Source organism: Sinorhizobium sp. KGO-5, assembly GCF_036245905.1.
GTDB lineage: Bacteria > Pseudomonadota > Alphaproteobacteria > Rhizobiales > Rhizobiaceae > Sinorhizobium > Sinorhizobium meliloti_A.
Genome location: NZ_BDIZ01000002.1, coordinates 40,500 through 61,302 on the forward strand (window position 1 = coordinate 40,500; position 20,803 = coordinate 61,302).

A 20,803-nucleotide genomic window follows, 5' to 3' on the forward strand; every position below is an offset into this window, starting at 1 on the left:
CTATGCCCCTATCCAGGGCCCGAGCAGACGCACCGGCAGACCCAATCCATAATGGAAGACAATGGTGCAGAAGAGCGTGATGCTCACTGCAATCGCGATCATTCTTACCGGATGCCGCAAATCGGTCGCCGCCGCAGCGGTGAGGGCGGTCAATGCCACCGCCGGTATGAAGCCGAGGCCGCGGACCGTGAGTCCAAACAGGATCGGGGCGAGGAGGATGAAAGCCAGCGCGCGGCTTGGTGCGATATCCTTATGAAAGGGCGCGTCTGTGGCCAGCGCCCTGACACCGATCAGCAGGCCGAGCGCCACGATGATGCCGGACAGGATTAGTGGAAAGTAGCCGGGACCCATCCTGAAAGCGGTTCCGATTTCCAAAGAGGTCAGCGCGGAGGCGCCGAAAGCGAAACCGACGGCCAGCAGCACGCCGGATGCGGCTATATTCTTGATGTCCATGACGATTGCCTATCCTGGATGCCCCAGGCGCCGGTTGCGCCTAGGGCAGAGAGCCGCTCAGTCGGCGAACTGGCCCGCGGCCTTGAGAATCGGCCCCCAGCGATTGATCTCGGACTCCAGCTTGGTGCGAAGGGCCGCCGGGGTCGCTTGGTCCTTGCTCGCCGGAGCCGTGGCAAGCTGCGCGAAGCGTTCCTTCAGCGTCGCATCCTCCATTGCCGCTTGCAGCGCACCGGACAATTTTGTCACGGTTTCTTCCGGAGTACCGGTAGGTGCATAAAGACCATGCCAGACGCTGAGCTCGAACTGCGGGAAACCGGTTTCCTTCGCCGTCACAAGGTCGGGCAGGTCCTTCGAACGCTCCGGGCTGGTGATGACATAAGCCTTGACCTGGTTCTGCTTGATCGGCCCGAGCGTGTTCGTCACCTGATCACAGGTCATATCGATCTGCTTGCCGATGAGATCGGTCATGATCGGCCCGTTGCCCTTGTAAGAAACCGTCGTCAGTTGCGCACCGATCGAGCTCATGAACAGCGTGCCGCAGAGATGAGATGCCGCGCCGAGACCGGCATTCGCGAAGGTGACGTCCGCTTGTTTTTCCTTCACGTATTTGACGAGATCCGGAAAATTTTGCGCCGGGAAATCGGTACGGGCGATCACCGTCATGGCCGCATCGCTGACCAGGCCGATAGTCTGCAGGTCCTTGAGCGTATCGAAGGGCAGCTTCCGGTAAAGCGTCGGTGCGGTCGAAATCCCGACATGGTGAATAAGCAGGGTGTAGCCGTCGGGCTCGGCGTCAGAAGCCCGCCGAGTGGCGATCGTGCCACCAGCGCCGACGGCGTTTTCGACCACGATCTGTTGGCCGAGAGACTTCGACATCGCGTCCGCCGTCAGACGGGCGATCGTGTCCGTCGGCCCGCCGGCCGCGAACGGCACCAGCAAGGTGATCGTTCTCGACGGATAGTCTTCCTGCGCAAAAGCGGTCGTTGCGCAGAGCGCGATGGATGCTGCGAGTGTAGCGAGAAACTTCATCGGAACTCCTCCCAAAGTCACGAATTTCAAGTAATGCCGAAATTGACTTACCGCACTGGTTTTTTCACGCTAGACTGGACCTGTCTAATGCCGATATTGCACCGATCAGTGCTGGAGGGAGCATGGATCTGAGATGGCTGGAGGATTTGCAAGCCCTTGCGGAGGAGCTAAACTTCTCCCGCGCCGCGGCTCAGCGCAACGTCACACAGCCGGCATTTGGTCGGCGAATCCGGGCGCTCGAAGATTGGTGCGGCACCGAACTCTTCGACCGCAAGACCCATCGGATACGGTTGACGCCCGCCGGCGAGATCATGTTGTCCGCAGCCAAGGATGTGACACACCGTCTCGATCGCGCCAGACGGGAAGTCGACGACCTCCTGTCGGAAACAAACACGCTGACGATCGCATCGACCCACGCGCTGTCGTTCACTTTCTTTCCCGACTGGATCCGCTCGCTCGGGTCCGAAGCAATCCAGATCCCGATCCACCTGCTCGCTGACAACATGGTGGGGTGCGAGCGGATGATGCGCGACGGGCGCGCGCAGTTCCTGCTTTGCCACTACCACCCGGAGACAGAGATTCGGCTCGATGCGGACGAGTTTTCATTCGAGCCTGTCGGAACCGATGTGCTCGTTCCGATCGCCAAGCGCGGCGCCGATGGGCAGGCGATGTTCCGGCTTTCGCTGGACAGCGACGATCCCGTCCCGCTGCTGCGTTTCGACGACCGCTCGGGCATGGGCCGGATTATTTCGGCGGCACTGCCAAACTTCGGAAAGCTGCGCGCGACGACCGTCTTCACCTCGCACCTAGCGGTCGTGCTCAGGAAACTAGCGTCCGAGGGCATGGGGATCGCCTGGTCACCTGAAAGCATAATATCGGACGATCTGGCGCTCTCCGGCGATCTGGGTATAGCCGGTGGCGAAGAGTGGCGAATACCGGTCACCGTCATCCTCCTGAGGCCGCGGCGGAAGCTTTCGAAGCTCGGCGAACATTTTTGGGAAGAGGTACGCAACCGACGCATCGAGAAGAGCGACAGGTGATGCGCAACTGAGGACGGGAGCACCGTCCGCCAGAACCTCCTCAAGTCGCCACGCTCGCATAAATTTGGTCTTCGATGTGGGCCGACAGCCGATGGCCGGAGAATTTTCCCGCTGCGGTCATCCGACCAAAGGCCAAGTCTGACTTTCGATTACGTCAATTGTTGTTAGGCAGAGCGGCGCCAAGTTTGCGTCCGCGCCCATAGGCTCACTATCGCGGCGGTCACGTATCGCAAGTGCCTCGGCTATCGGCGCAGACGCGGTCATCCTAAAGGCGGGATCGCTGCCCATGGAAACGGAGTTTCAGAAAGCGCTGCCGGAACGCCCCATTTGCCTGGACTGGAAAACGGCAATGTCTTTTCGGCCGCAAGCGTAATGGCGCGTGGAGCAAGACTTGGCAAGCGAGTACTGCTGCTTGACGAAACCGGTGGATGGAAAGGTTGCGGCACGGCATGGAAACTTGCCGAGCAGGGCCATCAGGTCCTGTTCGTCACGCCGGATGCGCTTGTCGCGAAGGAACTGCAGCGCACCTCGGCCGACGTGCCCTTGCGGAAGAAACTGGGCGTAGTGTTTTTTACAGAGACCAGCATCGATGGCTGGCAGGGCGATGGAGCCGTGTTGATTCCCATCTGGCGGGAGAGTCGGAAAGGGTCGCGGCTGACGGCCTGGTCATCGCGGCGACGAAACGGCCGCCAATTGGCTCGCCGTCGAACTGGCCGACCGGAACATAGAATTCGTCGAAATTGACGACGGGGTCGCGCCCCGGCAGGCGCCGTATGCCTTTTATGAAGGCAGGACGGCGGGGCTGGCCATGCAGTTCAGCCAAGGTCGCCTACTATGCTGGCGGTGAGATTCCGACTTCTTCTTCATCGCCAGGTCCTCGCTCTTCCTCTCCGCTATCTTCTTGTAAAAACGCCTCAATTCACATCTTCTTCCCACGTCTGGCATGAAAATGTATCTCACCTGAATTATGAATGTATAACACTATAATACATTTTCGTTGACTTGAGGCGTCGCTCATGTAAGTTATCCGCGATCAAGGGCCGATGTCCGAGGAGGGGCCGGTGAGACGCGGGAAGCACGATCTGTACGAGGATTTGAAGAGCCAGATCCTGACCATGGAGCTGGACCCCGATGAGAGTCTCGACGAGACGCTGATCGGCGAGCGTTACGGCCTTTCACGAACGCCGGTTCGTGATGTGTTCCGCCGGCTGGCTGGGGACGGGTATCTTGACATTCAGGAAAACCGGCGCGCCCGCGTCATTTCGATGAATCATCACACGCTTCGCCATTTCTTCCTCGGCGCGCCGATGATTTATGCGGCGATCGGGCGGCTGGCGGTGCAGAATTTTAAGCCGAGGCAACTGACCGAGCTGAAGGACGCACAGGAGCGTTTCCGCACCGCAAGCGCCTCCGGCGACGCGCAATTCATGGTCCTCGAGAACAACCGCTTCCACGAGATCATCGGCGAGATGTCGGGCAATTTCTATCTGCGGCCGAGCCTTGGGCGACTGCTGATTGATCACGCCCGCATCGGACACACGTTCTTCCGCCCGCGCAACGACGACATGCGCCGGCGCCTGCAAATGGCTGTTGAGCACCACGACAGCTTCATCGCGGCCATCGCAGCAAAGGACGAGGAGGCCGTCGTCGGCCTCGTTTTAGAGCATTGGGAGTTGTCGCGCGAAAACATGGAAATGTTCATCGCGCCAGAGGGGTTGAAGGCGGACGCCCGTTTTGGCGCCGCCGCAGCAGCAATGGAGAGATCGGCTTGAAAATTGAAGGCATCTACACGCCGGCGGTAACGCCGCTCGGCCCTGACGGGCAAATCGACAGGAAGGCTTTCGCCGCAGTGCTGGAGTCGCTCATCGAGGCAAAGGTGCACGGCATCATCGTCGGCGGCTCGACCGGTGAGTATTACGCCCAGAGCACCCAGGAACGCTTCGATCTGGGAGCCTATGCGAAGGACGTGATCGGCACTCGACTGCCGCTTATCATCGGAACCGGTGCGACGCGAACCGAAGACTCGGTCGAATTTGCCAAGGCTGCCAAGGACATTGGCGCCGACGCTATCCTCGTCTCCTCACCGCCGTACGCGCTTCCGACAGAGCGCGAGAACGCCGTTCACGCGCTTACCGTCGACCGAGCCGCCAACCTTCCGATCATGCTCTACAACTATCCGGCCCGTATGGGCGTCATGATGGGCGACGAATACTTTTCGCGAGTGGGAAGGTCGAAGAACGTCGTTGCCATCAAGGAGAGCTCCGGCGACATGGCCAATCTCCACCTGCTGGCGCGAAAGTTCCCGCACATTTCGTTGTCCTGCGGCTGGGACGACCAGGCGCTAGAATTCTTCGCCTGGGGCGCCAAAAGCTGGGTTTGCGCAGGCTCTAACTTCCTGCCGCGCGAGCATGTGGCGCTCTACGACGCCTGTGTCCTCGAGAAGAACTTCGACAAAGGTCGGGCAATCATGACGGCGATGCTGCCGCTTATGGATTTTCTTGAGACGGGCAAGTTCGTCCAGTCGATCAAGCACGGCTGCGAGATCATTGGTCTCAAGGCCGGTCCAGTCCGTGCCCCACTGCGCCCGCTCAATTCCGAAGAAAAAAGAACCCTCCAGACTGTCGTGTCCACCTTGAAGCGTACGGTCGCCCAGATCACGTCGGGAGCCAACTATGCATGAACCATTGACGACCACCGAATACAAGGCGATCGCCGCTGGCCTTGAGCTGCCCACCAATGCCTACATCGACGGCGCCTTCCGCCCAGCAAAGTCGGGCAAGACCTTCCAGACGACCAATCCCGCGACCGGCGAGGTGCTGACCGAGATTGCGGCCTGCGATTCCAGCGATGTGGATTTTGCCGTGGCCAAGGCGAAGAACGCCTTCGAGGACGGGCGTTGGCGGCTCCAGTCCCCCGGCGAGCGCAAGGCAGTGCTGCTCAAGCTAGCAAAGCTGCTTGAGGACAACCGGCACGAACTCGCTGTCATGGAAAGCCTCGATAGCGGCAAGCCCGTGCGCGAATGTCAGACGGTTGATGTGCCCGACACGATCCACACGATCCGCTGGCATGCGGAGCTGATCGACAAGCTCTACGACAACACCAACAATGTCGGCGCAAATGCGCTGGCTATGGTGGTGCGCGAGCCGATCGGCGTCGTCGGCTGCGTGCTGCCATGGAACTTTCCACTCTTGATGCTGGCATGGAAGATCGGCCCGGCGCTTGCAGCCGGCTGCTCAGTCATTGTCAAGCCGGCCCAGGAAACGAGCCTCACGACCCTCCGTGTTGCCGAACTTGCTCATGAAGCCGGTATTCCGGCGGGCGTGTTCAACGTCGTACCGGGAAGCGGCAAGGAAGTCGGCGAGCCTATCGGCCTGCACATGGACGTCGATATGGTGGCCTTCACCGGCTCGACGCCGACCGGCCGTCGTTTCCTGCGTTATGCGGCCGATTCCAACCTGAAGAAGGTTGTTCTTGAGTGCGGCGGCAAGAACCCCGCAGTCGTGCTGGCGGATGCCGAGGATCTTGATCTCGTCGCTGAACAGGTGGTCAACGGCGCCTTCTGGAACATGGGCGAGAACTGCTCGGCGACCTCGCGTCTTATTGTACAATCCAGCATTAAGGACGAACTGCTGGAGCGGATTGGCGCCTACATGCGCGAATGGAAGACTGGCGATCCGCTCGATCCGGAAAACCGCATTGGCGCCCTCGTCAGCAAGAACCACTTCGAGAAGGTGAAGTCGTTTCTGGACGACGTAAAGTCCGAGAAGCTTGCGCTCGCGCACGGCGGAAAAACTTACGAGGGCGCCTTCATTGAACCGACGGTCGTCGAGGGCGTAACGCCATCGAGCCGGCTCTTTCAAGAAGAGATCTTCGGCCCGATCCTTTCGGTGACAACCTTCGAAAATCTCGCCGAAGCCGTCGCGCTTGCCAACGACACCAATTACGGGCTCACAGCCTCGATCTACACGGGCAGCCTGCGGAACGCGATCCGGCTGTCTCGCGACATTCGGGCAGGCCTCGTCACCGTCAACTGCTTCGGCGAGGGCGACGCGTCGACGCCCTTCGGCGGCTACAAGGAATCGGGCTTCGGCGGCCGCGACAAGTCGATCTTCGCCCATGATAACTATTGCGAACTAAAGACGATCTGGATCGACATCTCGGAACGCTCGGTGGACGAGTCGATCCGATGATCAAGACGGCGGTCAAACGTCTGCCGGTGGAAAATGGCGTCTCGGGCTGGGAGGCGATCAGTGAACGTTCGTTCCCGGTCCGGAGGCTGGATGCCAACTTGACGGCGGATTGGCTGATCATTGGTGCGGGGTTTGCGGGACTTTCTGCGGCCCGCCGGCTTCTCGAGCTGCGGCCGCACGACAAGATTGTCATCGTTGAGGCAAGTGAGGTTGGAAAAGGAACTTCGGGTCGGAATTCCGGCTTCATGATCGATGTCCCGCACAATCTTTCTTCAAGTGAGTATTCGAGTGGCGGGCTTGACTCCACTCGCCTGGAAATGCAGCAGAACCGTTGCGCGATTGCCTTTGCCAAGCAGGCGGCGGAAGAATACGGGATGTCGCGGGAGACCTTCGACCCGGCAGGGAAGATCAATGCCGCGGCGACGGCCCGCGGGCTCAAGCTGAACCGGAGCTTTGCGGAGTCACTGAGAAGCGCCGGCGAGAAGCATGTCTTCCTCGATGCAGCCGAGATGCGCGACATCACCGGTTCGGATTACTATCTCGGCGGGATCTATACGCCCGGGGCGGTGCTGATCCAGCCCGCAGACTATATCCGGGGTTTCGCGAAGGGGCTCTCTCGTAGGGTGAACATCTTCGAGCGCTCTCCCATCACCTGCCTTGAGCGGGAAAACGGGGAGTGGACCGCTACGTCCCCTCGCGGGAAAGTCACCGCTCCGAAAGTGCTGCTTGGCGTCAACGGCCATATCGATGACTTCGGCCATTACCGCGGGCGGCTGATGCATATCTTTGCCTACGCCTCGATGACCGCCCCGTTTCCGGCCGACGAATTTGGCCGCAAGGCATCGGGGCGGGAGAGATGGGCTCTGCTTCCAGCCGATGCAATGGGTGCGACCGTTCGCAAGATCACATCCGGCGGTCAGTCGCGGATCGCGATCCGCACCAAGTACACCTACGACACGACAGTGGATCTCACAGACCGCCGTATCGCGAAAATGGCCAAGGCGCATCGCGCGTCGCTTGAGGTACGCTTTCCGGCGCTCGAAGGCATTCCATTCGAACATAGTTGGGCGGGGCGTCTATGCCTAAGCCTCAATCACGTACCCGCTTTCGGCGAGATCGAAGAGGGGCTCTACTCCGCTTGCTGTGAGAACGGCCTGGGAACTGTGAAGAGCACATTGGCTGGCATGATGGCGGCCGAACTGGCGACCGGGAACACGTCCCGACATCTCGAACAATATATGGATCACCCTGAGCCATGCCGGTTGCCGCCGGAGCCTTTTGCCTGGCTCGGCATCAACACGGTGATCCGTCTGCAGGAATTGCGTGCTGGCCGCGAGGGATGATCCGTCGCCGCGCAATGTGAGGGCTGAGCGTCCGCCGGTCTTCGAAACGGATGGGAACTGAAAAAAGAGGAGAATGACAATGAAGACTCTGTGGAAGGCGCTTTGTGCAGTGGCGATGGTCGGACTGACCATGCTGCCTGCCCAGGCCCAAGAAAAGACGATCACGATGGGCACACTGTCGTGGGAGGATCTGACCCCCATCACCGGCATCACCAAGAAGGTGCTGGAAGACAAGGGCTACACCGTGAAGGTCGTTGAATTTGCTGAATGGGGTATCGCCTATGCAGCGCTCGCTAAGGGCGATGTCCAGATCCTCGCCTCGCAGACCGACTACGTCGCGCACGATTACTGGGACAAGAACAAGAGGCGGCTTGAGAAGATTTCTCCCGTGTCCCACGGTCTGTTTCAGGCTATCGCCGTTCCGAAATACGTCACAATCGATTCCACGGACCAGCTCAACGATAATGCCGACAAGTTCGGCGGCAAAATCGTCGGCATCGAGCCCGGCTCAGGTCTGATGCGCGATGCGGCAACGGCGGTCAAGGAATACGGCCTCAACCTGCAACTCGTCGAAGGCAGCACTGCCGCGATGACCGCCGCCCTTAAGTCGGCGATCGACCGGCAAGAGTGGATCGCCGTCACGATCTGGGAACCGTCCTGGATGATGCAAAAGTACGACGTCAAGTTTCTCAAGGATCCGAAAGGCGTCTTTCCGCCTCCCCAGAGCTACTACTGGATTGGGCAGAAGGGTTTTTCCGAGCAGAATCCGCACGCAAGGGAAGTGATCGCAAGCGTCTATGTGCCGCTAGCCGAGATCACCGCGATCAACGGCGCGGTCAGCGACGGCAAGACGATGGATCAGGCCATAGCGGACTGGACCGCGAGTCATGCCGATCTCCTCAAGCGCTGGGAAAATATCAAAGACGAATAGTCAACGCGGCGGATCGCCTGCTGAAGGGCGGTCCGCCGACATCGAAACAAGGGAGAGCCGATCGTGAACCGGCCCATGGGGAACATCATGAACAATGCGCAGAATGATGCGAATGAGGTTCTGGTCGACTGCCAGTCGGTCTGGAAGATTTTCGGCAGCCGCGCCTCTGCCGCCATCGAGGCCGTCGAGAAGCGCGGTCTTTCGAAAAAAGAAGTCCTGCAGGAGTTCAACTGTGTGGTCGGCGTTGCCGACGCCAATCTGCAGGTCCGCCGCGGCGAGATATTTTGCGTCATGGGCTTGTCGGGCAGTGGAAAGTCGACGCTCATCCGTCTCCTGAACCGCCTGATAGAACCGAGCCTTGGCAAGATCGTAGTCAAGGGCAAGGATATCGCCTCGCTCGACGCGGCGCGGCTGCGCGACATGCGCGCGCGTAACATCGGAATGGTGTTCCAGAGCGTGGCGCTCCTTCCTTACCGCACTGTCCTCGAAAACGCGGCCTTTGGCCTCGAAGTACGGGGTGTTCTGAAGGATGAGCGTACCAGAATTGCGCGTGCCGCTCTCGAAAAGGTAGGCCTTACGGATTGGACCGAGCGCTACCCCGCAGAACTGTCAGGGGGCATGCAGCAGCGCGTCGGGCTTGCGCGCGCGATTGCCGCCGACCCCGAGATCATTTTGATGGATGAGCCGTTCAGCGCGCTCGACCCGCTGATCCGCCGTCAGCTTCAGGACGAGTTCCGGCAATTGACCAAGTCGCTCGGCAAGTCAGCCGTCTTCATCACGCACGACTTGGAGGAAGCCATTCGTATCGGCGACCGCATTGCCATTATGAAGGACGGCGTCATCGTGCAGGTGGGGGACGCCGAAGAGATCGTTACGAAACCCGCCGACGACTACGTGGCGGAGTTCGTCGCCGGGATATCGAGGGTTCATCTCGTAAAGGCCCATTCCCTTATGCAGCCGGTCGCGGAGTACCGCGCCGCCGTGCCCGGCGCTGACGTCGGAGCGCTGCCACGCGCGGCGCCGGACGCGGACATTAGCGCCTTGATCGAGCTTACCATGCAGTCGGAGCTCGATGCGATTGCGGTTGTCGAGAACGACGCCGTTGTCGGCGTCGTAACCACCCGCGGCCTGCTTCGCGGCGTCGCTGCCTGAACGTCGGAGGAAATGCCATGGACATGTCAACATTCCCGGATGCCTTCGATGTCGCGATTGATGATGCCCTTTTCTGGATCAGCGACAACGCAGAGGGTCTGTTTGATCTTCTCCGCAGTGTGCTCGAGGGGAGCTATGACGGCACTCTTTGGCTCCTCCAGCTCGTGCCGTTCTATGTGATCGCACTGATCGCAGCGCTTCTCGGCTGGCGTGTGCTGAACGTCTGGTTCGGAGTTGCGGCGGGCGTGGCGCTCGCGATCTGCGCCATGATGGGTCTGTGGACGGAGACGATGAGCACACTCGCCCTGGTCGTGACCGCAACTGTGCTTGCCCTGACGGTTGGCATTCCGCTCGGAATTGCCGCCGGCTTCCTGCGGCCGCTCGACCGTTTCCTTGAGCCCGTCCTTGACCTAATCCAGACGCTGCCACCCTATATCTACCTTCTTCCCGCCATTGCTCTGATGGGCTTCGGACCGGCAACCGCCCTAGTGGCAACAGTCGTCGTTGCGATGCCCCCCGCAGTCCGCTTGACGGCACTAGGCATTCGCATGACGCCGCGAGAGTTTGTTGAGCTCGGCCAAGCAAGCGGCCTGACCGCCTGGCAGATGTTCACAAAGATCCGGCTGCCTTTTGCCATGCCCAGCATCATGGCCGGCATCAATCAGAGCCTGATGATGGCCTTCGGCATGGTGGTGATCGCCGGAATCGTCGGTTCCGGTGGGCTCGGCGAGACGATCTATGGCGCTGTCAGGACACTCGACATCGCAACTTCGATCAATGCCGCCATCGCAATTGTGATCTTGACCATGGTGCTCGACCGCCTGACGCAGAGTGCCGCGGCCTACAGCAAGGGGAGGACGGCATGAATTCGGATTTCTTTCAATTTTCGCCGGGGGCTTATCTAGCGCCGGTCGTGGATTGGCTCAACGCCAACTTCCACCCATTCTTCAATGCCGTAACACGGTTCATCGAAACAATCCTGAATGCCATCGAGGCGAGCCTGCTCACTTTACCGGCCTATGCGGTGATCGTCATCATCGCGGCCCTGTCTGTGGTCTTCGTCAGCCTTCGCATCGGCATCATGGCGGCAATCGCACTTTCGTTCTGTTTTGTTGCCGGGCTCTGGGAGGCGTCCATGCAGACGATTGCCCTGGTGACGGTCGCAGTGTTGATCTCGGTCTCGATCGCCTTCCCGCTCGGAGTCCTTGCTTCGCGTCACAAGCGGCTTGAAGCAGCGCTTCGGCCCGTGCTCGATATCATGCAGACCGTGCCGCCCTGGGTCTATCTCATCCCGGCGGTGATGATCTTCAGCCTCGGCCGCGTGCCGGCGATCATCGCCACCATCGTCTACGGCATCCCGCCGATGCTGCGGCTGACGACACTTGCCTTCAACCAGATCCCGAAAGACCTCGTCGAACTCGGCAACGCCATCGGGGCCCCGCCGCGCGCGATATTGTTAAAGATCGAGATTCCTTCTGCCATGCCGACCCTTCTGGTGGGGCTCAACCAATGCATCCTGCTGTCTCTGGCTATGGTGGTGCTTGCGGGGCTCGTCGGCGCCGGCGGGCTCGGGGCGGAGGTGACGCGCGGACTGACCCGCATGGAGATGGGGCTTGGTCTAAGGGCCGGCTTGGCAATCGTCGCTGTCGCCATTCTTCTCGACCGGCTCTCGCGCAACGCCCTTCACCGTCCCCGAGCCGCGGCCATCAATACCTGATCGCGAGAGGAAAACCATGCGCCACAGTTTCTTCTGCATCGATGCTCACACCTGCGGCAACCCGGTCCGGTTGGTCGCCGGCGGCGGTCCCCTCCTGCCGCATCTTCCAATGGCGGATCGACGCGACCTGTTCGTTCGCGATCACGACTGGATTCGCCAGGCTTTGATGTTCGAGCCGCGCGGACATGACATCATGTCCGGTGCTATCCTCTATCCGGCCCATCGGGAGGATTGCGACTTCGCCGTACTTTTCATCGAAGTGAGCGGGTGTCTGCCGATGTGTGGCGCGGGAACAATCGGCGTCGTGACTGCAGCGATCGAGGAAGGGCTCGTCACGCCGCGTGTGCCCGGCCAGCTTTCGATCGAGACGCCGGCCGGCAGGGTCGACATTCGTTACGAGAAGCCCGGCGAGCATGTCGAATCGGTGCGCATGTTCAACGTCCCGAGCTATCTCCATACTGTGGACATTGCCGTCGACGTGCCCGGCCTTGGCCCGCTCGTTGTCGATATCGCCTATGGTGGCAACTACTATGCCGTCGTGGAACCACAGGAAACTTGGGCAGGCCTGGACAACATGTCCGCCGGCGATATCGTCGACCTCAGCCGCCAGCTGCGCGAGGCGCTGGCGCCGGTCTGCGATCCGGTCCATCCGGATGACGACCGAATACGTGGCGTGCACCATGCAATCTGGTGCGACGGCCCGAGAAGCGCCGGAGCCGATGGCCGCGGAGCCGTGTTCTACGGCGACAAGGCTATAGACCGCTCTCCAGGAGGCACGGGAACTTCTGCCCGCATGGCCCAGCTTCACGGCAAGGGTCGATTGAAGGTCGGCGATTGGTTTCGCCAGGAAAGCCTTATCGGCACGGTCTTCGAAGGCAGGGTTGAAGCTGAGGAGATGATCGGTCCCTTTGCGGGGATACGGCCGAGTGTCGGCGGTTGGGCGCAGATCATTGGTCACAATACGATCTTCGTCGACGATCGCGATCCGTTGGCCCACGGATTCCAGATCAAATAGAGGACAGTTCCTTGACCAGCACCGGGGATGTGATCAAGCCTGACATAAAGCGTGAAGTCCCGCGTCCTCCGCCGGACAAGCTTACCGTGGGGTTCATACTTGCGCGTTCGTTCACGCTTTCGGCCTTCGCGCTGTTTGTGGACACCCTCCGTTTGGCGAGTGACAAGTATGACCGGTCTGGCCGGGTGCTAGCCGACTGGCACGTGCTTGCAAGTAATAGGCATTTCGTCACATCCAGCTGCGGTGTCCAAGTGGCGCCGACCTCTGCCTTTGTCGATCCACGCCGCTTCCACTACATCGTCGTCGTTGGAGGGCTGCTCGGGGGCGAAATGGCCGTCGACGAGGAAACGATTCAATTCCTCCGCAAGGCGGACGCGGAGCAGGTCCCGCTTATTGGACTGTGTACAGGATCTTTCATCCTCGCAGAAGCAGGCCTGATGACCGGGCATCAAACCTGCATCAGCTGGTTGCATTACAGGGCGTTTCGCGACCAGTTCCCCGACCTTGACGTTCGCGCCGACCGTTTGTTCAACCTCGACCGACGCCGCGGCTCATGCGCGGGCGGGAGCAGTGCCGCGGATATTGCCGCACAGATCGTCAGACAATATCTCGGCAGCGACGCGGAGCGAAATGCGTTGGAGGTCCTGCAGATCGAAAAGGCCCGTGGCGCCCGCGATGTTCAGGTACGGCGGCCGCTCTCCCTGGATTGCAACGATGCACGGATAAAGGCTGTCCTCATCCTCATGGAGCAGACACTCGGCGACAGCGTTACGATTGTGGCGCTAGCGAGGTCCGTCGGCCTCTCCAGGCGGCAACTCGAACGCCTTTTCCATCAGGAGCTAAATCTGTCTCCGGCGCATGCCTATCTGCGCATCCGCATGGAAAAGGCTTTAGCTTTATTGACCCAGACAAGGGCGTCAATGATCGAAATAGCGCTCGAGATCGGATTGGAGAACGCTTCGCATTTTACACAGGTCTTTCGCCGCACCTTCGGTATCACCCCCACGGAATATCGAAAACAATTTGCGAGCGGTTGCTGAAGGGGCGGGGTGACAAAGGTGAGTTGGTCGGTAGGCGCACCACAACACAACGATTCCTAGCGCCCAGTGGAGCTGCGCCGCTTCCCCGTGGAGAACAAATCGAAGTGGAGTTGCGCCATAGGGGCGTCTCCGATAGCCTGCCTTGTGCACATAAATAATTATCCGTGTATTTGGACGGTTACGATATGAATGGTGGCAAGACGGCGCTTCACGAGACGCTCAGACGCCAAATCCTCACGTTAGAGCTCGCGCCTGACGATGATCTAGATGAAGTAAAACTTAGTCAGGAGTACGGTATTTCCCGGACCCCTGTGCGCGATGTGCTGCGGCAACTCGCCGTCGAGGGGTATGTGGATATTCGCGAGAATCGCGGCGCGCGTGTGGTTCCGATGAATCATTCCACTCTGCGGGATTTTTTCCTCATCGCACCGATGATCTATGAAGCGGTCGGTCGTCTTGCAGTTCAGAACTTCCGGCCAAACCAGCTCGAAGCGCTGAAGGCCTGTCAGGAAAGGTTCCGCGCGGCAATTGCGGAACGCGATCCGGAGAAGATGGTGGTGGAGAACAACAGGTTTCACGAGCTCATCGGCGAGATGGCAAATAGTGCGTTCCTGAAGCCTTCGCTGAACCGTCTTCTCATCGATCACGCGCGAATAGGCCACACTTTCTTTCGGCCCGCCACGGTCGAAATGGAGGCGAACCTGACGAAATCATGCGCCCACCACGACGAAATGATCAGGGCTCTTACTGAACGTAACGAGGCGTTGATGGTAGACTTAGTGTTCGAACACTGGGATCTGTCGAGGCAGAATATGGAGCTCTTCATCGCGCCGACAGCATTGGAATCTGAAACAGCAAACCGTTTAGCCTCGCGCCAACCTGAAAAAGGCAAAAAGGGTGCAGTAGGAGCTTCGGAGTCGAAGTAGAGAACAGCTCGGGGGTATCGGCAAGCCGAGATACTGCGCCCGGAGGCGGACAATGGAACCGTGAAGCTTCCACCCATGCCTGACGGCGTATCGAAGACCTCGATGTTGCGGCGCTGGTGTCGCATGTCCGCTCCCTACAGGTTGAAATGAGCGACAAGCGCCTGATTGGCACGGTGGCAGGCTAGGGCATAGGCGACGATCTGCGCCACCATGTCCGGATCGGCCGCACCCGCGCGTTTCGCCCTGTCCGCCATATCTTCTGCAAAGTTCGCTATCGTGCTCACCGACATGCTTATTGCCGACAATCCATGAAATCTGCCCGGTCGGCACCTCGGGCCGGAGCTTGGCCGAAAGGGCGGAAATCCGCCCTTTCCGTGTGCTTGCTGCGCTTCCAGCCTGTTCCGCCTCTGTCATGGTCGGATAATAGGCCATGACCAATTTCGCGCGCTGCGCGTCGGCAGCGCTGATGAATGTCTTTCCGCCATCCTCGGTTTTATAGAGCACGTGCCGTGAAACTCCATGACGAAATAGATTGCCTGGGTCATTGGAATGTCCTTCCTTCGAAGGGAGAAGATCAGGCGGCGTCGGCGCCGCTGATCCTTTTCAGGACGCATTGCGCGGCGTAACGCCCGGCCTCGTTCAAATGCCGTTGCCATGCGCCTTGCGACGGTGACCAGCGGAAGCCGTTGGCCTTCAACACGCGCCGCGTCGGGTCATGGGCTTCCCGGGAAAGATCAACTGGATACGCGCGATCTCGGCGTTTTCCTTGATCTCGACGGCTCCGGCGCTCGTCTCGACCTCGTGGCTTTGGGTGCCGCGCTCCTTCATCCTTGCCAGGGTCGCAAGGCGCTGCTGCAGGCGGCGGAGTTCGGGGCGGCTGTTGGTCGTGCTGAATCCGCGTCGGGACTGCCACGGCGCTAGTTTGATGCCTCTGGCTGCGGCCTCGGGGAAAGGCCGGTGTTCGCCGCAACGGCTGCAATCATGTCCTCTTCCGTTGCAAGGTCTTTCTCCATACGCCGAATGATCGCGTTCGCGGCCTTCAACCGGTCGATGGAAAGCGCCGTCTCCTCGATGCGCGTCATGATCCGCTCCAAGGCGGCCGGATCGCCGGAAAGGATCGGCTCATCGTCCGTGCCATGCGGGAACGCCTTCCGCTTGGCTGCCTTCCTGGCCGTCGCCTCGTGCGCCTTCAGATCGGCGCGGCGTGCGTCGGATATCTTCATGCGCCTTCCATTGCGGGCGACAGGGAAGCGGGCAGGGCCGGTGATAAACGGCGGCTTTATCCCAAAGCTCCACGACATAGACGGCGAACTGGTTCAGTCGCTCGGCCAGGTCAGCAAGCTCGGTCTTCGCGCGGCGCCGGTCGGGGAAGTGGGTGAGGGCGTGAAACTGCGCCTCGATGTCCTCCGATCGTGAAGAGCGGCTTTCGTGCGACGGCAGCGCCCCGGGAGGATCTTGGGGCGCTGCCAGATGTCGATCCAGTCCATGCGGTAAACATGATCGACATGTCGGAGGAGTGCCGACGACAATTTACTCGTCGTGATCTGGTTGGTTCCTGAAGAGTAGCCTTCGCGGTCCTCACACCGACAGGCCGTGCAGCAACTCGTTGGTATAGTTCTATTCCATACCGGTTGTACGCGCCTATTTCACTGGAATGTCCAAGAGAGGCTCGACGATAATAGTTCTTTTGTTGGTCGTCGTCATGCTCGTAACCGCGATCTATGGCTTTCTGGGGATTCAACAGCTGATCTAACGGGATCTTAACCCCAACAAAAAGCGGCGCTCCCGAAAACTAAAGGGAGCGCTGCAGTTGTCCGACATGTGCGATTGCCCGCAAGTCGAAATTCTAGACGAGAACACCCTTCTGAACGAGGAATGTCTTCCAAACAGCGCATTGGCGGGAATGTTCCGGATCAATGTTCCTAAGGTTGGCCATTTCAGGCCGGCTCCGGTAGCGGCTGCTGGGGAAGGGGACTGTCGCCTCCACCGCAACCATCGTCATCTGGCCACCAGCCTTGCCAGTCGTCATCGAGCGCTTCCTTCGCCTGACTACCGTCGAGACGGGCGATGAGCATCTGCACGAGTTCGTGCTCCGAAATGCCGCTCTCGTCGGGAAGATATGCGGCAATGTCTTTCTGACAATCCCAGATCAGCTGTTTCATTTTCAGTGCGTCGGCCATTGGTCGTCTCCTCGGAAGGTCAACGTCTTCATGCACAGGCGGAATATCGCTGACCCTGAGTGTGTCCTATGCACAGGGGCAACAACAGTGGAGTTTTCGCTATGAATACACATCTTTTGATGACCTCCGCGGCAATCCTGCTGATTTTCTCCGGGCAGCGTTACTCAAGCGGATGATCACCTCTTTCAGGCGCAGCAGAACGGGCTGAAATCAGGCGGTACGGCGTCTTCGAACACGCACGCTTTCACGGCCAACGGCGCCGGCCATAGCGGTGCCCTGGCACCAGGCCAGGGAAGTCCGTTCACGGGAGAGGAAACTAAAACACCGGCCACAGAAACAGGTCCGGCCAACCAGCACGCCAATGTAAAGACCCGAATTTAGAGCATTTGGTACCGCGCTTAAGCGAGTGCCCGCGCCAGGTGCGGTCGCGGGCACTTTCCTAACAGGTGGGGGACCTGAATGCCGAATTGCTCGGCATCATGATAATTCCTCGGCGAGCGCGTTTGTTCCCGCGTGCACCAGGCTCAAAGTAACAATGGCTCCGACGGGCTTTCGACCGGAAGAAGTGTCATGCGTTCGGCTCGATATGGCCTTTGCAGCGTTCTGGCCTCCTTCCAATCGGCCGTGAGCCATAGCTCGATTTCCTCCGGCTCGGTCAGGATGACCGGCATCGCCTTCGGATGGATCGGTTTGACGATCGAGTTGGCCTCGCAAGTGAGAAAGGCGAACAGCTCGTGCTCGCCGACGCGCGGGTTCTTCATCGAGCCGCGGGCGCCCTTCCATGGCGTCCAGATGCCGGCGAAGAAGGCGAGGGGCTGCTTGTCATCGATCACGAACCAGCGGGCCGTCCTCTTCGGCTTCGTGTCCTCATATTCGCAGAACGCGGTCCAGGGTACGAGGCAACGGTTCTTGACGCCTGTCCAGCCGCGCCAATGGGGAGAATCCAGGTTGCGAATGTTGGTGACGCCGTAATCCGGCCTGCCGTTAGTGACCGACGGCGGTGACGGCATGCCCCAGGTCAGGTTGATCAGCTCGCGATCGCCATCGAGGCTGTTGCGGATCACCGGCCCTGGCTTGTCGGGAAACACCTCCGTCGTCGGGTTCGCTCGGTTCGTCATATCGCTCTGCGGCCGCGCCGTGTGCCAGAGCTCATCGAACTCGACTTCTATCCGGTACCGATTGCACATACTTCCCTCTCATCCATCGCGGTGTGCCCTGCCGATCCGGAAGCCATTGCCATCGGTGTTCCCGCACCTGGTACATCTGAGCAGAGGCCGCAGCTGATCGAACGTGATTTCGTGACCATACTTGCCAGCGAGGCCCCAGCGGTCAATCCACTGGTTATGATCGCACTTGGAGCAGCGCGCGCCGAGCAGTTGATCATCCGCGAGATCTGCCAGGCGCAGATGACCAATGCCGAGATCCGGATCGATGACGCCCTTCTCAGGGATCAAGTCTATCCCGCGTCGGTGGCGCATGCCTCACCTCCTAGCGCCGAGGCTCCCTTATCAAGATGGCGTTTCCGTCACGATTTTCGCACTTCCCGCAACGCATTTTCGGTGCGAGCCGAAGAACGCTCTGCCTCTTGCCAAAGCGTACTGTCAGCGACCGCCGGTCAACCCGGGCAACGTGCCCGCAGCGCCGGCACTTGCAAAGAACGTCGCACCATTCGGGAAGGTTCGCGAAAGTGATCTCTTGAGGAACGCCGGCTGGGGCCGCATCACCAGCCGGATCCTTCGAGAGACGGGCGGCTCTCCCGATGGCATGTCATATGTGAGCCTGCAGCGATCGCGTTGGATGTTGCCGCTCTTGGGGCAACCGAGCGCCTTTGAGAATTCGGAGAGCAGCCCCGGCATGCTCCGGTCGCCGATCCGATCGAAAAGCTGTCGCGCGTCGTATTGCTTCTTTACCCCGCACTCGCATTTGATGCGGATCTTCGTCCAGGCCAGAAACTCCGAAAGCCACCAGGCTCCGCCTCTAGGCATGCTTCAACTTCCACTCGGGCTGATGCTCGGCGCAGAACCACTGAGGCTCCTCTTTTCCGAAAGAAAAGCCGAAGCTGCCCCACTTCTTGCAGCCGGGATGCTCGCAGTAGTGGACGTAGACGCTGGAGTCCTTTTGGCGAACTGCCCCTTGCTCATCGCTCATGGTTGCTCTGCCTCGCTTCCGCCGATGCAAGCGGGTCTCCAGCCCCGCGTGTAGCCGAGGCTCATGGCGATCTCCGCAAGCGCGAGCTGTTCGCGTAGGTGTTTGCAGTCGGCCAGCAGGGTGCGGATGGTCGCCTCAGCGTCACCGTCGTGCCATCCCAAGGCTGCGGCAACGTCGTCGATTTCCTGATCGGTTTGATTAATTTCGCATGCGTTCTTCGCGGCGAGCATAGTTCCTCCTTCCCGTGCAAGCACGGGCATCTGCCTCAGCATTTTCAAGATGGCGGCCGCGTCGCCGATGAATGTTCTTATTATGTTCTATACGCCGAAAGAGTCAATTCGGCTTTTTGCAGGCCTGTGCGTTAATGGCTTATGGCCAGAGCATCATCAAAGAAGCCCCGCGATCTCCCTCCATCAGATCCTATGCCCGCTCGCGTCGACCCCTGTCTTGCGACGCTGGTCGACAAGCCGCCAAAGGGGCCAGACTGGGCTTACGAGGTGAAATGGGACGGATACCGGTTGGCCGTGCATATCGAGCCAAGCCGGGTGAGGGTGCTCACGCGCGGCGGCTATGATTGGACCGAGCGCTTTCTGTCGATCGTCGACGACGCCCGACGGCTGGCGGTGAAGACGGCCATCCTCGATGGCGAGGCGGTCGTTCTCGACGACCATGGCCGATCTGATTTCGGCATGCTGCAGCGGGCGCTCGGTCGCCTGCCGTCCGCGATCGAGGCCGGCGCCATCGCCTTCCTCTCCTTCGATCTTCTCTTTCTCGACGGCCGCGATCTTCGGCGGCTGCCGCTGCGCGAACGCCGGCGGTTGCTAGAGCCGCTCATTGCCGGCCGGGAAGGGGCTGTCCGTCTTTCGGAGGAGGTCCAGGCTGATGGCGACGAGTTCTTCCGCGTGGCCTGCGCGCACGGCCTCGAAGGCATCATCGCCAAGCACATCGAGAAGCCTTATCGCTCCGGCCGAGGCGACTGGTGGCAGAAGATCACCTGCAAGCGGCGCGACAGCTTCGTGATCGTCGGCTTCGAGCCGTCCACCGTGCCGGGTCATCTCGGCCGGCTACTGCTGGCGGCGCTCAAAGATGACGAGCTCGTCTATGTTGGCGGCTGCGGTACGGGGTGGTCAAACGAGCTGTCGCGAGAGCTGCGCAAGCTGCTCGAGGGGATGGCGACAAAAGCGCCGGCCGTGACCTTGAGAAGGAAAGGCGCCGTCTTTGTCGAGCCTGTTCTCGTTGCCGAGGTCGAATATCGCGCCTGGACGGATGACGGGAAGCTACGGCACGCCTCGTTCAAGGGGATCAGGGAGAAGGCGGATGATGCAGGGGTGTTTCTAATAACGTGACGCGAATGGCCTAGTGCCCGTGGGGCAACGCATTCCCCCTCGTCTCGCTGCCCTCGTCCAACTCTCGGAACGGCAGAAAACCAAACTGCTCCAGCCATTCGCGCATGATCAGGCGGATCATCTCTTGTCGCGTCATCTCAAGCTCTTTGCAGGCGGTAGCGAGCGCCAGCTCAACGTCATTGTCAAAGGTCATCTTCGACGTCCCTAACGCAGTACAACCAAGAGGGATTTAGGGTCTCACAACGCGGGTTGCAGTCAAGGATTAGAGGTGCCGCCCAAAGGGGGTACTGCTC

General features: G+C 60.0%; 26 protein-coding genes. 15 read left to right on the plus strand and 11 right to left on the minus strand.

Translation table 11 applies throughout. From position 1 onward, the window contains the following. Together BHD07_RS09360 and BHD07_RS09365 are read right to left on the minus strand one after the other, a co-directional pair. Positions 1–453: a tripartite tricarboxylate transporter TctB family protein gene (locus BHD07_RS09360; protein WP_338279431.1), complete on the minus strand. Its 453-nt coding sequence runs from the start codon at positions 451–453 to the stop codon at positions 1–3. A 57-nt stretch (positions 454–510) separates the two neighbouring features. Then, positions 511–1,482, minus strand: coding sequence for a tripartite tricarboxylate transporter substrate-binding protein (locus BHD07_RS09365; RefSeq protein WP_338279432.1), 972 nt, complete (start codon positions 1,480–1,482; stop codon positions 511–513). 122 nt (positions 1,483–1,604) lie between these two features. Between BHD07_RS09365 and BHD07_RS09370 the strand changes: the two genes are divergently transcribed. From BHD07_RS09370 to BHD07_RS09430, 13 genes are all read left to right on the plus strand, one after another. Further along, on the plus strand, positions 1,605–2,522 hold the full coding sequence (locus BHD07_RS09370; protein WP_338279434.1) for a LysR family transcriptional regulator: 918 nt from the start codon (positions 1,605–1,607) through the stop codon (positions 2,520–2,522). A gap of 327 nt (positions 2,523–2,849) precedes the next feature. Further along, complete coding sequence (locus tag BHD07_RS09375; RefSeq protein ID WP_338279437.1) at positions 2,850–3,266, plus strand: hypothetical protein; 417 nt, start codon at positions 2,850–2,852, stop codon at positions 3,264–3,266. 299 nt (positions 3,267–3,565) lie between these two features. After that, complete coding sequence (locus BHD07_RS09380; RefSeq protein WP_338279439.1) at positions 3,566–4,294, plus strand: GntR family transcriptional regulator; 729 nt, start codon at positions 3,566–3,568, stop codon at positions 4,292–4,294. Continuing rightward, complete coding sequence (locus tag BHD07_RS09385; RefSeq protein WP_338279441.1) at positions 4,291–5,202, plus strand: dihydrodipicolinate synthase family protein; 912 nt, start codon at positions 4,291–4,293, stop codon at positions 5,200–5,202. The genes BHD07_RS09380 and BHD07_RS09385 overlap by 4 nt, the downstream gene beginning before the upstream one ends. Continuing rightward, complete coding sequence (locus tag BHD07_RS09390) at positions 5,195–6,712, plus strand: aldehyde dehydrogenase (RefSeq protein ID WP_338279443.1); 1,518 nt, start codon at positions 5,195–5,197, stop codon at positions 6,710–6,712. The genes BHD07_RS09385 and BHD07_RS09390 overlap by 8 nt, the downstream gene beginning before the upstream one ends. Beyond that, positions 6,709–8,055 (plus strand): NAD(P)/FAD-dependent oxidoreductase, encoded by a 1,347-nt coding sequence (locus BHD07_RS09395; protein WP_338279445.1) that lies wholly within the window; start codon positions 6,709–6,711, stop codon positions 8,053–8,055. Before BHD07_RS09390 ends, BHD07_RS09395 begins: the two co-directional genes overlap by 4 nt. Positions 8,056–8,134: 79 nt before the next feature. After that, on the plus strand, positions 8,135–8,986 hold the full coding sequence (locus BHD07_RS09400) for a glycine betaine ABC transporter substrate-binding protein (protein WP_338279447.1): 852 nt from the start codon (positions 8,135–8,137) through the stop codon (positions 8,984–8,986). Between the two features lie 87 nt (positions 8,987–9,073). Further along, entirely contained in the window at positions 9,074–10,138 is a 1,065-nt protein-coding gene (locus BHD07_RS09405; protein ID WP_338279449.1) for a quaternary amine ABC transporter ATP-binding protein, read from the plus strand. A 17-nt stretch (positions 10,139–10,155) separates the two neighbouring features. Beyond that, positions 10,156–11,004: an ABC transporter permease gene (locus BHD07_RS09410; protein ID WP_338279451.1), complete on the plus strand. Its 849-nt coding sequence runs from the start codon at positions 10,156–10,158 to the stop codon at positions 11,002–11,004. After that, on the plus strand, positions 11,001–11,855 hold the full coding sequence (locus BHD07_RS09415) for an ABC transporter permease (protein WP_338279454.1): 855 nt from the start codon (positions 11,001–11,003) through the stop codon (positions 11,853–11,855). Before BHD07_RS09410 ends, BHD07_RS09415 begins: the two co-directional genes overlap by 4 nt. Positions 11,856–11,871: 16 nt before the next feature. Further along, the gene (locus BHD07_RS09420; RefSeq protein WP_338279456.1) at positions 11,872–12,870 is read left to right on the plus strand and encodes a 4-hydroxyproline epimerase; all 999 of its coding nucleotides are present in this window, start codon (positions 11,872–11,874) and stop codon (positions 12,868–12,870) included. A gap of 32 nt (positions 12,871–12,902) precedes the next feature. After that, positions 12,903–13,910 carry a GlxA family transcriptional regulator gene (locus BHD07_RS09425; protein ID WP_445190489.1) on the plus strand — a complete coding sequence of 336 codons (1,008 nt, stop codon included), beginning with the start codon at positions 12,903–12,905 and terminating at the stop codon, positions 13,908–13,910. 185 nt (positions 13,911–14,095) lie between these two features. Continuing rightward, the gene (locus BHD07_RS09430) at positions 14,096–14,836 is read left to right on the plus strand and encodes a GntR family transcriptional regulator (RefSeq protein WP_338279458.1); all 741 of its coding nucleotides are present in this window, start codon (positions 14,096–14,098) and stop codon (positions 14,834–14,836) included. 134 nt (positions 14,837–14,970) lie between these two features. Here the strand turns inward: BHD07_RS09430 and BHD07_RS09435 are convergent, their stop codons facing one another. Together BHD07_RS09435 and BHD07_RS09440 are read right to left on the minus strand one after the other, a co-directional pair. After that, positions 14,971–15,126, minus strand: coding sequence for a hypothetical protein (locus BHD07_RS09435; protein WP_338279460.1), 156 nt, complete (start codon positions 15,124–15,126; stop codon positions 14,971–14,973). A 627-nt stretch (positions 15,127–15,753) separates the two neighbouring features. After that, on the minus strand, positions 15,754–16,059 hold the full coding sequence (locus tag BHD07_RS09440) for a hypothetical protein (protein WP_338279461.1): 306 nt from the start codon (positions 16,057–16,059) through the stop codon (positions 15,754–15,756). Here BHD07_RS09440 and BHD07_RS09445 point away from each other — a divergent pair. Next, positions 16,058–16,252, plus strand: coding sequence for a hypothetical protein (locus BHD07_RS09445; RefSeq protein ID WP_338279463.1), 195 nt, complete (start codon positions 16,058–16,060; stop codon positions 16,250–16,252). The two genes, BHD07_RS09440 and BHD07_RS09445, sit on opposite strands and share 2 nt — an antisense overlap. 521 nt (positions 16,253–16,773) lie before the next feature. On the opposite strand, the gene BHD07_RS09450 is transcribed toward BHD07_RS09445, so the two are convergent. The 6 genes from BHD07_RS09450 to BHD07_RS09475 form a co-directional block, all read right to left on the minus strand. Continuing rightward, on the minus strand, positions 16,774–17,016 hold the full coding sequence (locus BHD07_RS09450) for a hypothetical protein (protein ID WP_338279464.1): 243 nt from the start codon (positions 17,014–17,016) through the stop codon (positions 16,774–16,776). Between the two features lie 524 nt (positions 17,017–17,540). Further along, on the minus strand, positions 17,541–18,203 hold the full coding sequence (locus BHD07_RS09455) for an SOS response-associated peptidase (RefSeq protein ID WP_338279466.1): 663 nt from the start codon (positions 18,201–18,203) through the stop codon (positions 17,541–17,543). A 9-nt stretch (positions 18,204–18,212) separates the two neighbouring features. Then, the gene (locus BHD07_RS09460) at positions 18,213–18,494 is read right to left on the minus strand and encodes a hypothetical protein (RefSeq protein ID WP_338279468.1); all 282 of its coding nucleotides are present in this window, start codon (positions 18,492–18,494) and stop codon (positions 18,213–18,215) included. A gap of 123 nt (positions 18,495–18,617) precedes the next feature. Beyond that, positions 18,618–19,001, minus strand: coding sequence for a hypothetical protein (locus BHD07_RS09465; protein ID WP_338279470.1), 384 nt, complete (start codon positions 18,999–19,001; stop codon positions 18,618–18,620). Beyond that, positions 18,994–19,164 (minus strand): hypothetical protein, encoded by a 171-nt coding sequence (locus tag BHD07_RS09470; RefSeq protein ID WP_338279472.1) that lies wholly within the window; start codon positions 19,162–19,164, stop codon positions 18,994–18,996. The genes BHD07_RS09465 and BHD07_RS09470 overlap by 8 nt, the downstream gene beginning before the upstream one ends. Next, positions 19,161–19,394, minus strand: coding sequence for a hypothetical protein (locus tag BHD07_RS09475; protein WP_338279474.1), 234 nt, complete (start codon positions 19,392–19,394; stop codon positions 19,161–19,163). The genes BHD07_RS09470 and BHD07_RS09475 overlap by 4 nt, the downstream gene beginning before the upstream one ends. Before the next feature lie 141 nt (positions 19,395–19,535). On the opposite strand from BHD07_RS09475, the gene ligD reads away from it, so the two are divergent. Then, positions 19,536–20,510, plus strand: a complete 975-nt coding sequence (gene ligD / locus BHD07_RS09480) for a non-homologous end-joining DNA ligase (protein ID WP_338279476.1) — start codon at positions 19,536–19,538, stop codon at positions 20,508–20,510. Between the two features lie 10 nt (positions 20,511–20,520). On the opposite strand, the gene BHD07_RS09485 is transcribed toward ligD, so the two are convergent. Then, on the minus strand, positions 20,521–20,703 hold the full coding sequence (locus tag BHD07_RS09485) for a hypothetical protein (protein WP_338279478.1): 183 nt from the start codon (positions 20,701–20,703) through the stop codon (positions 20,521–20,523). Between the last annotated feature and the right edge of the window lie 100 nt (positions 20,704–20,803).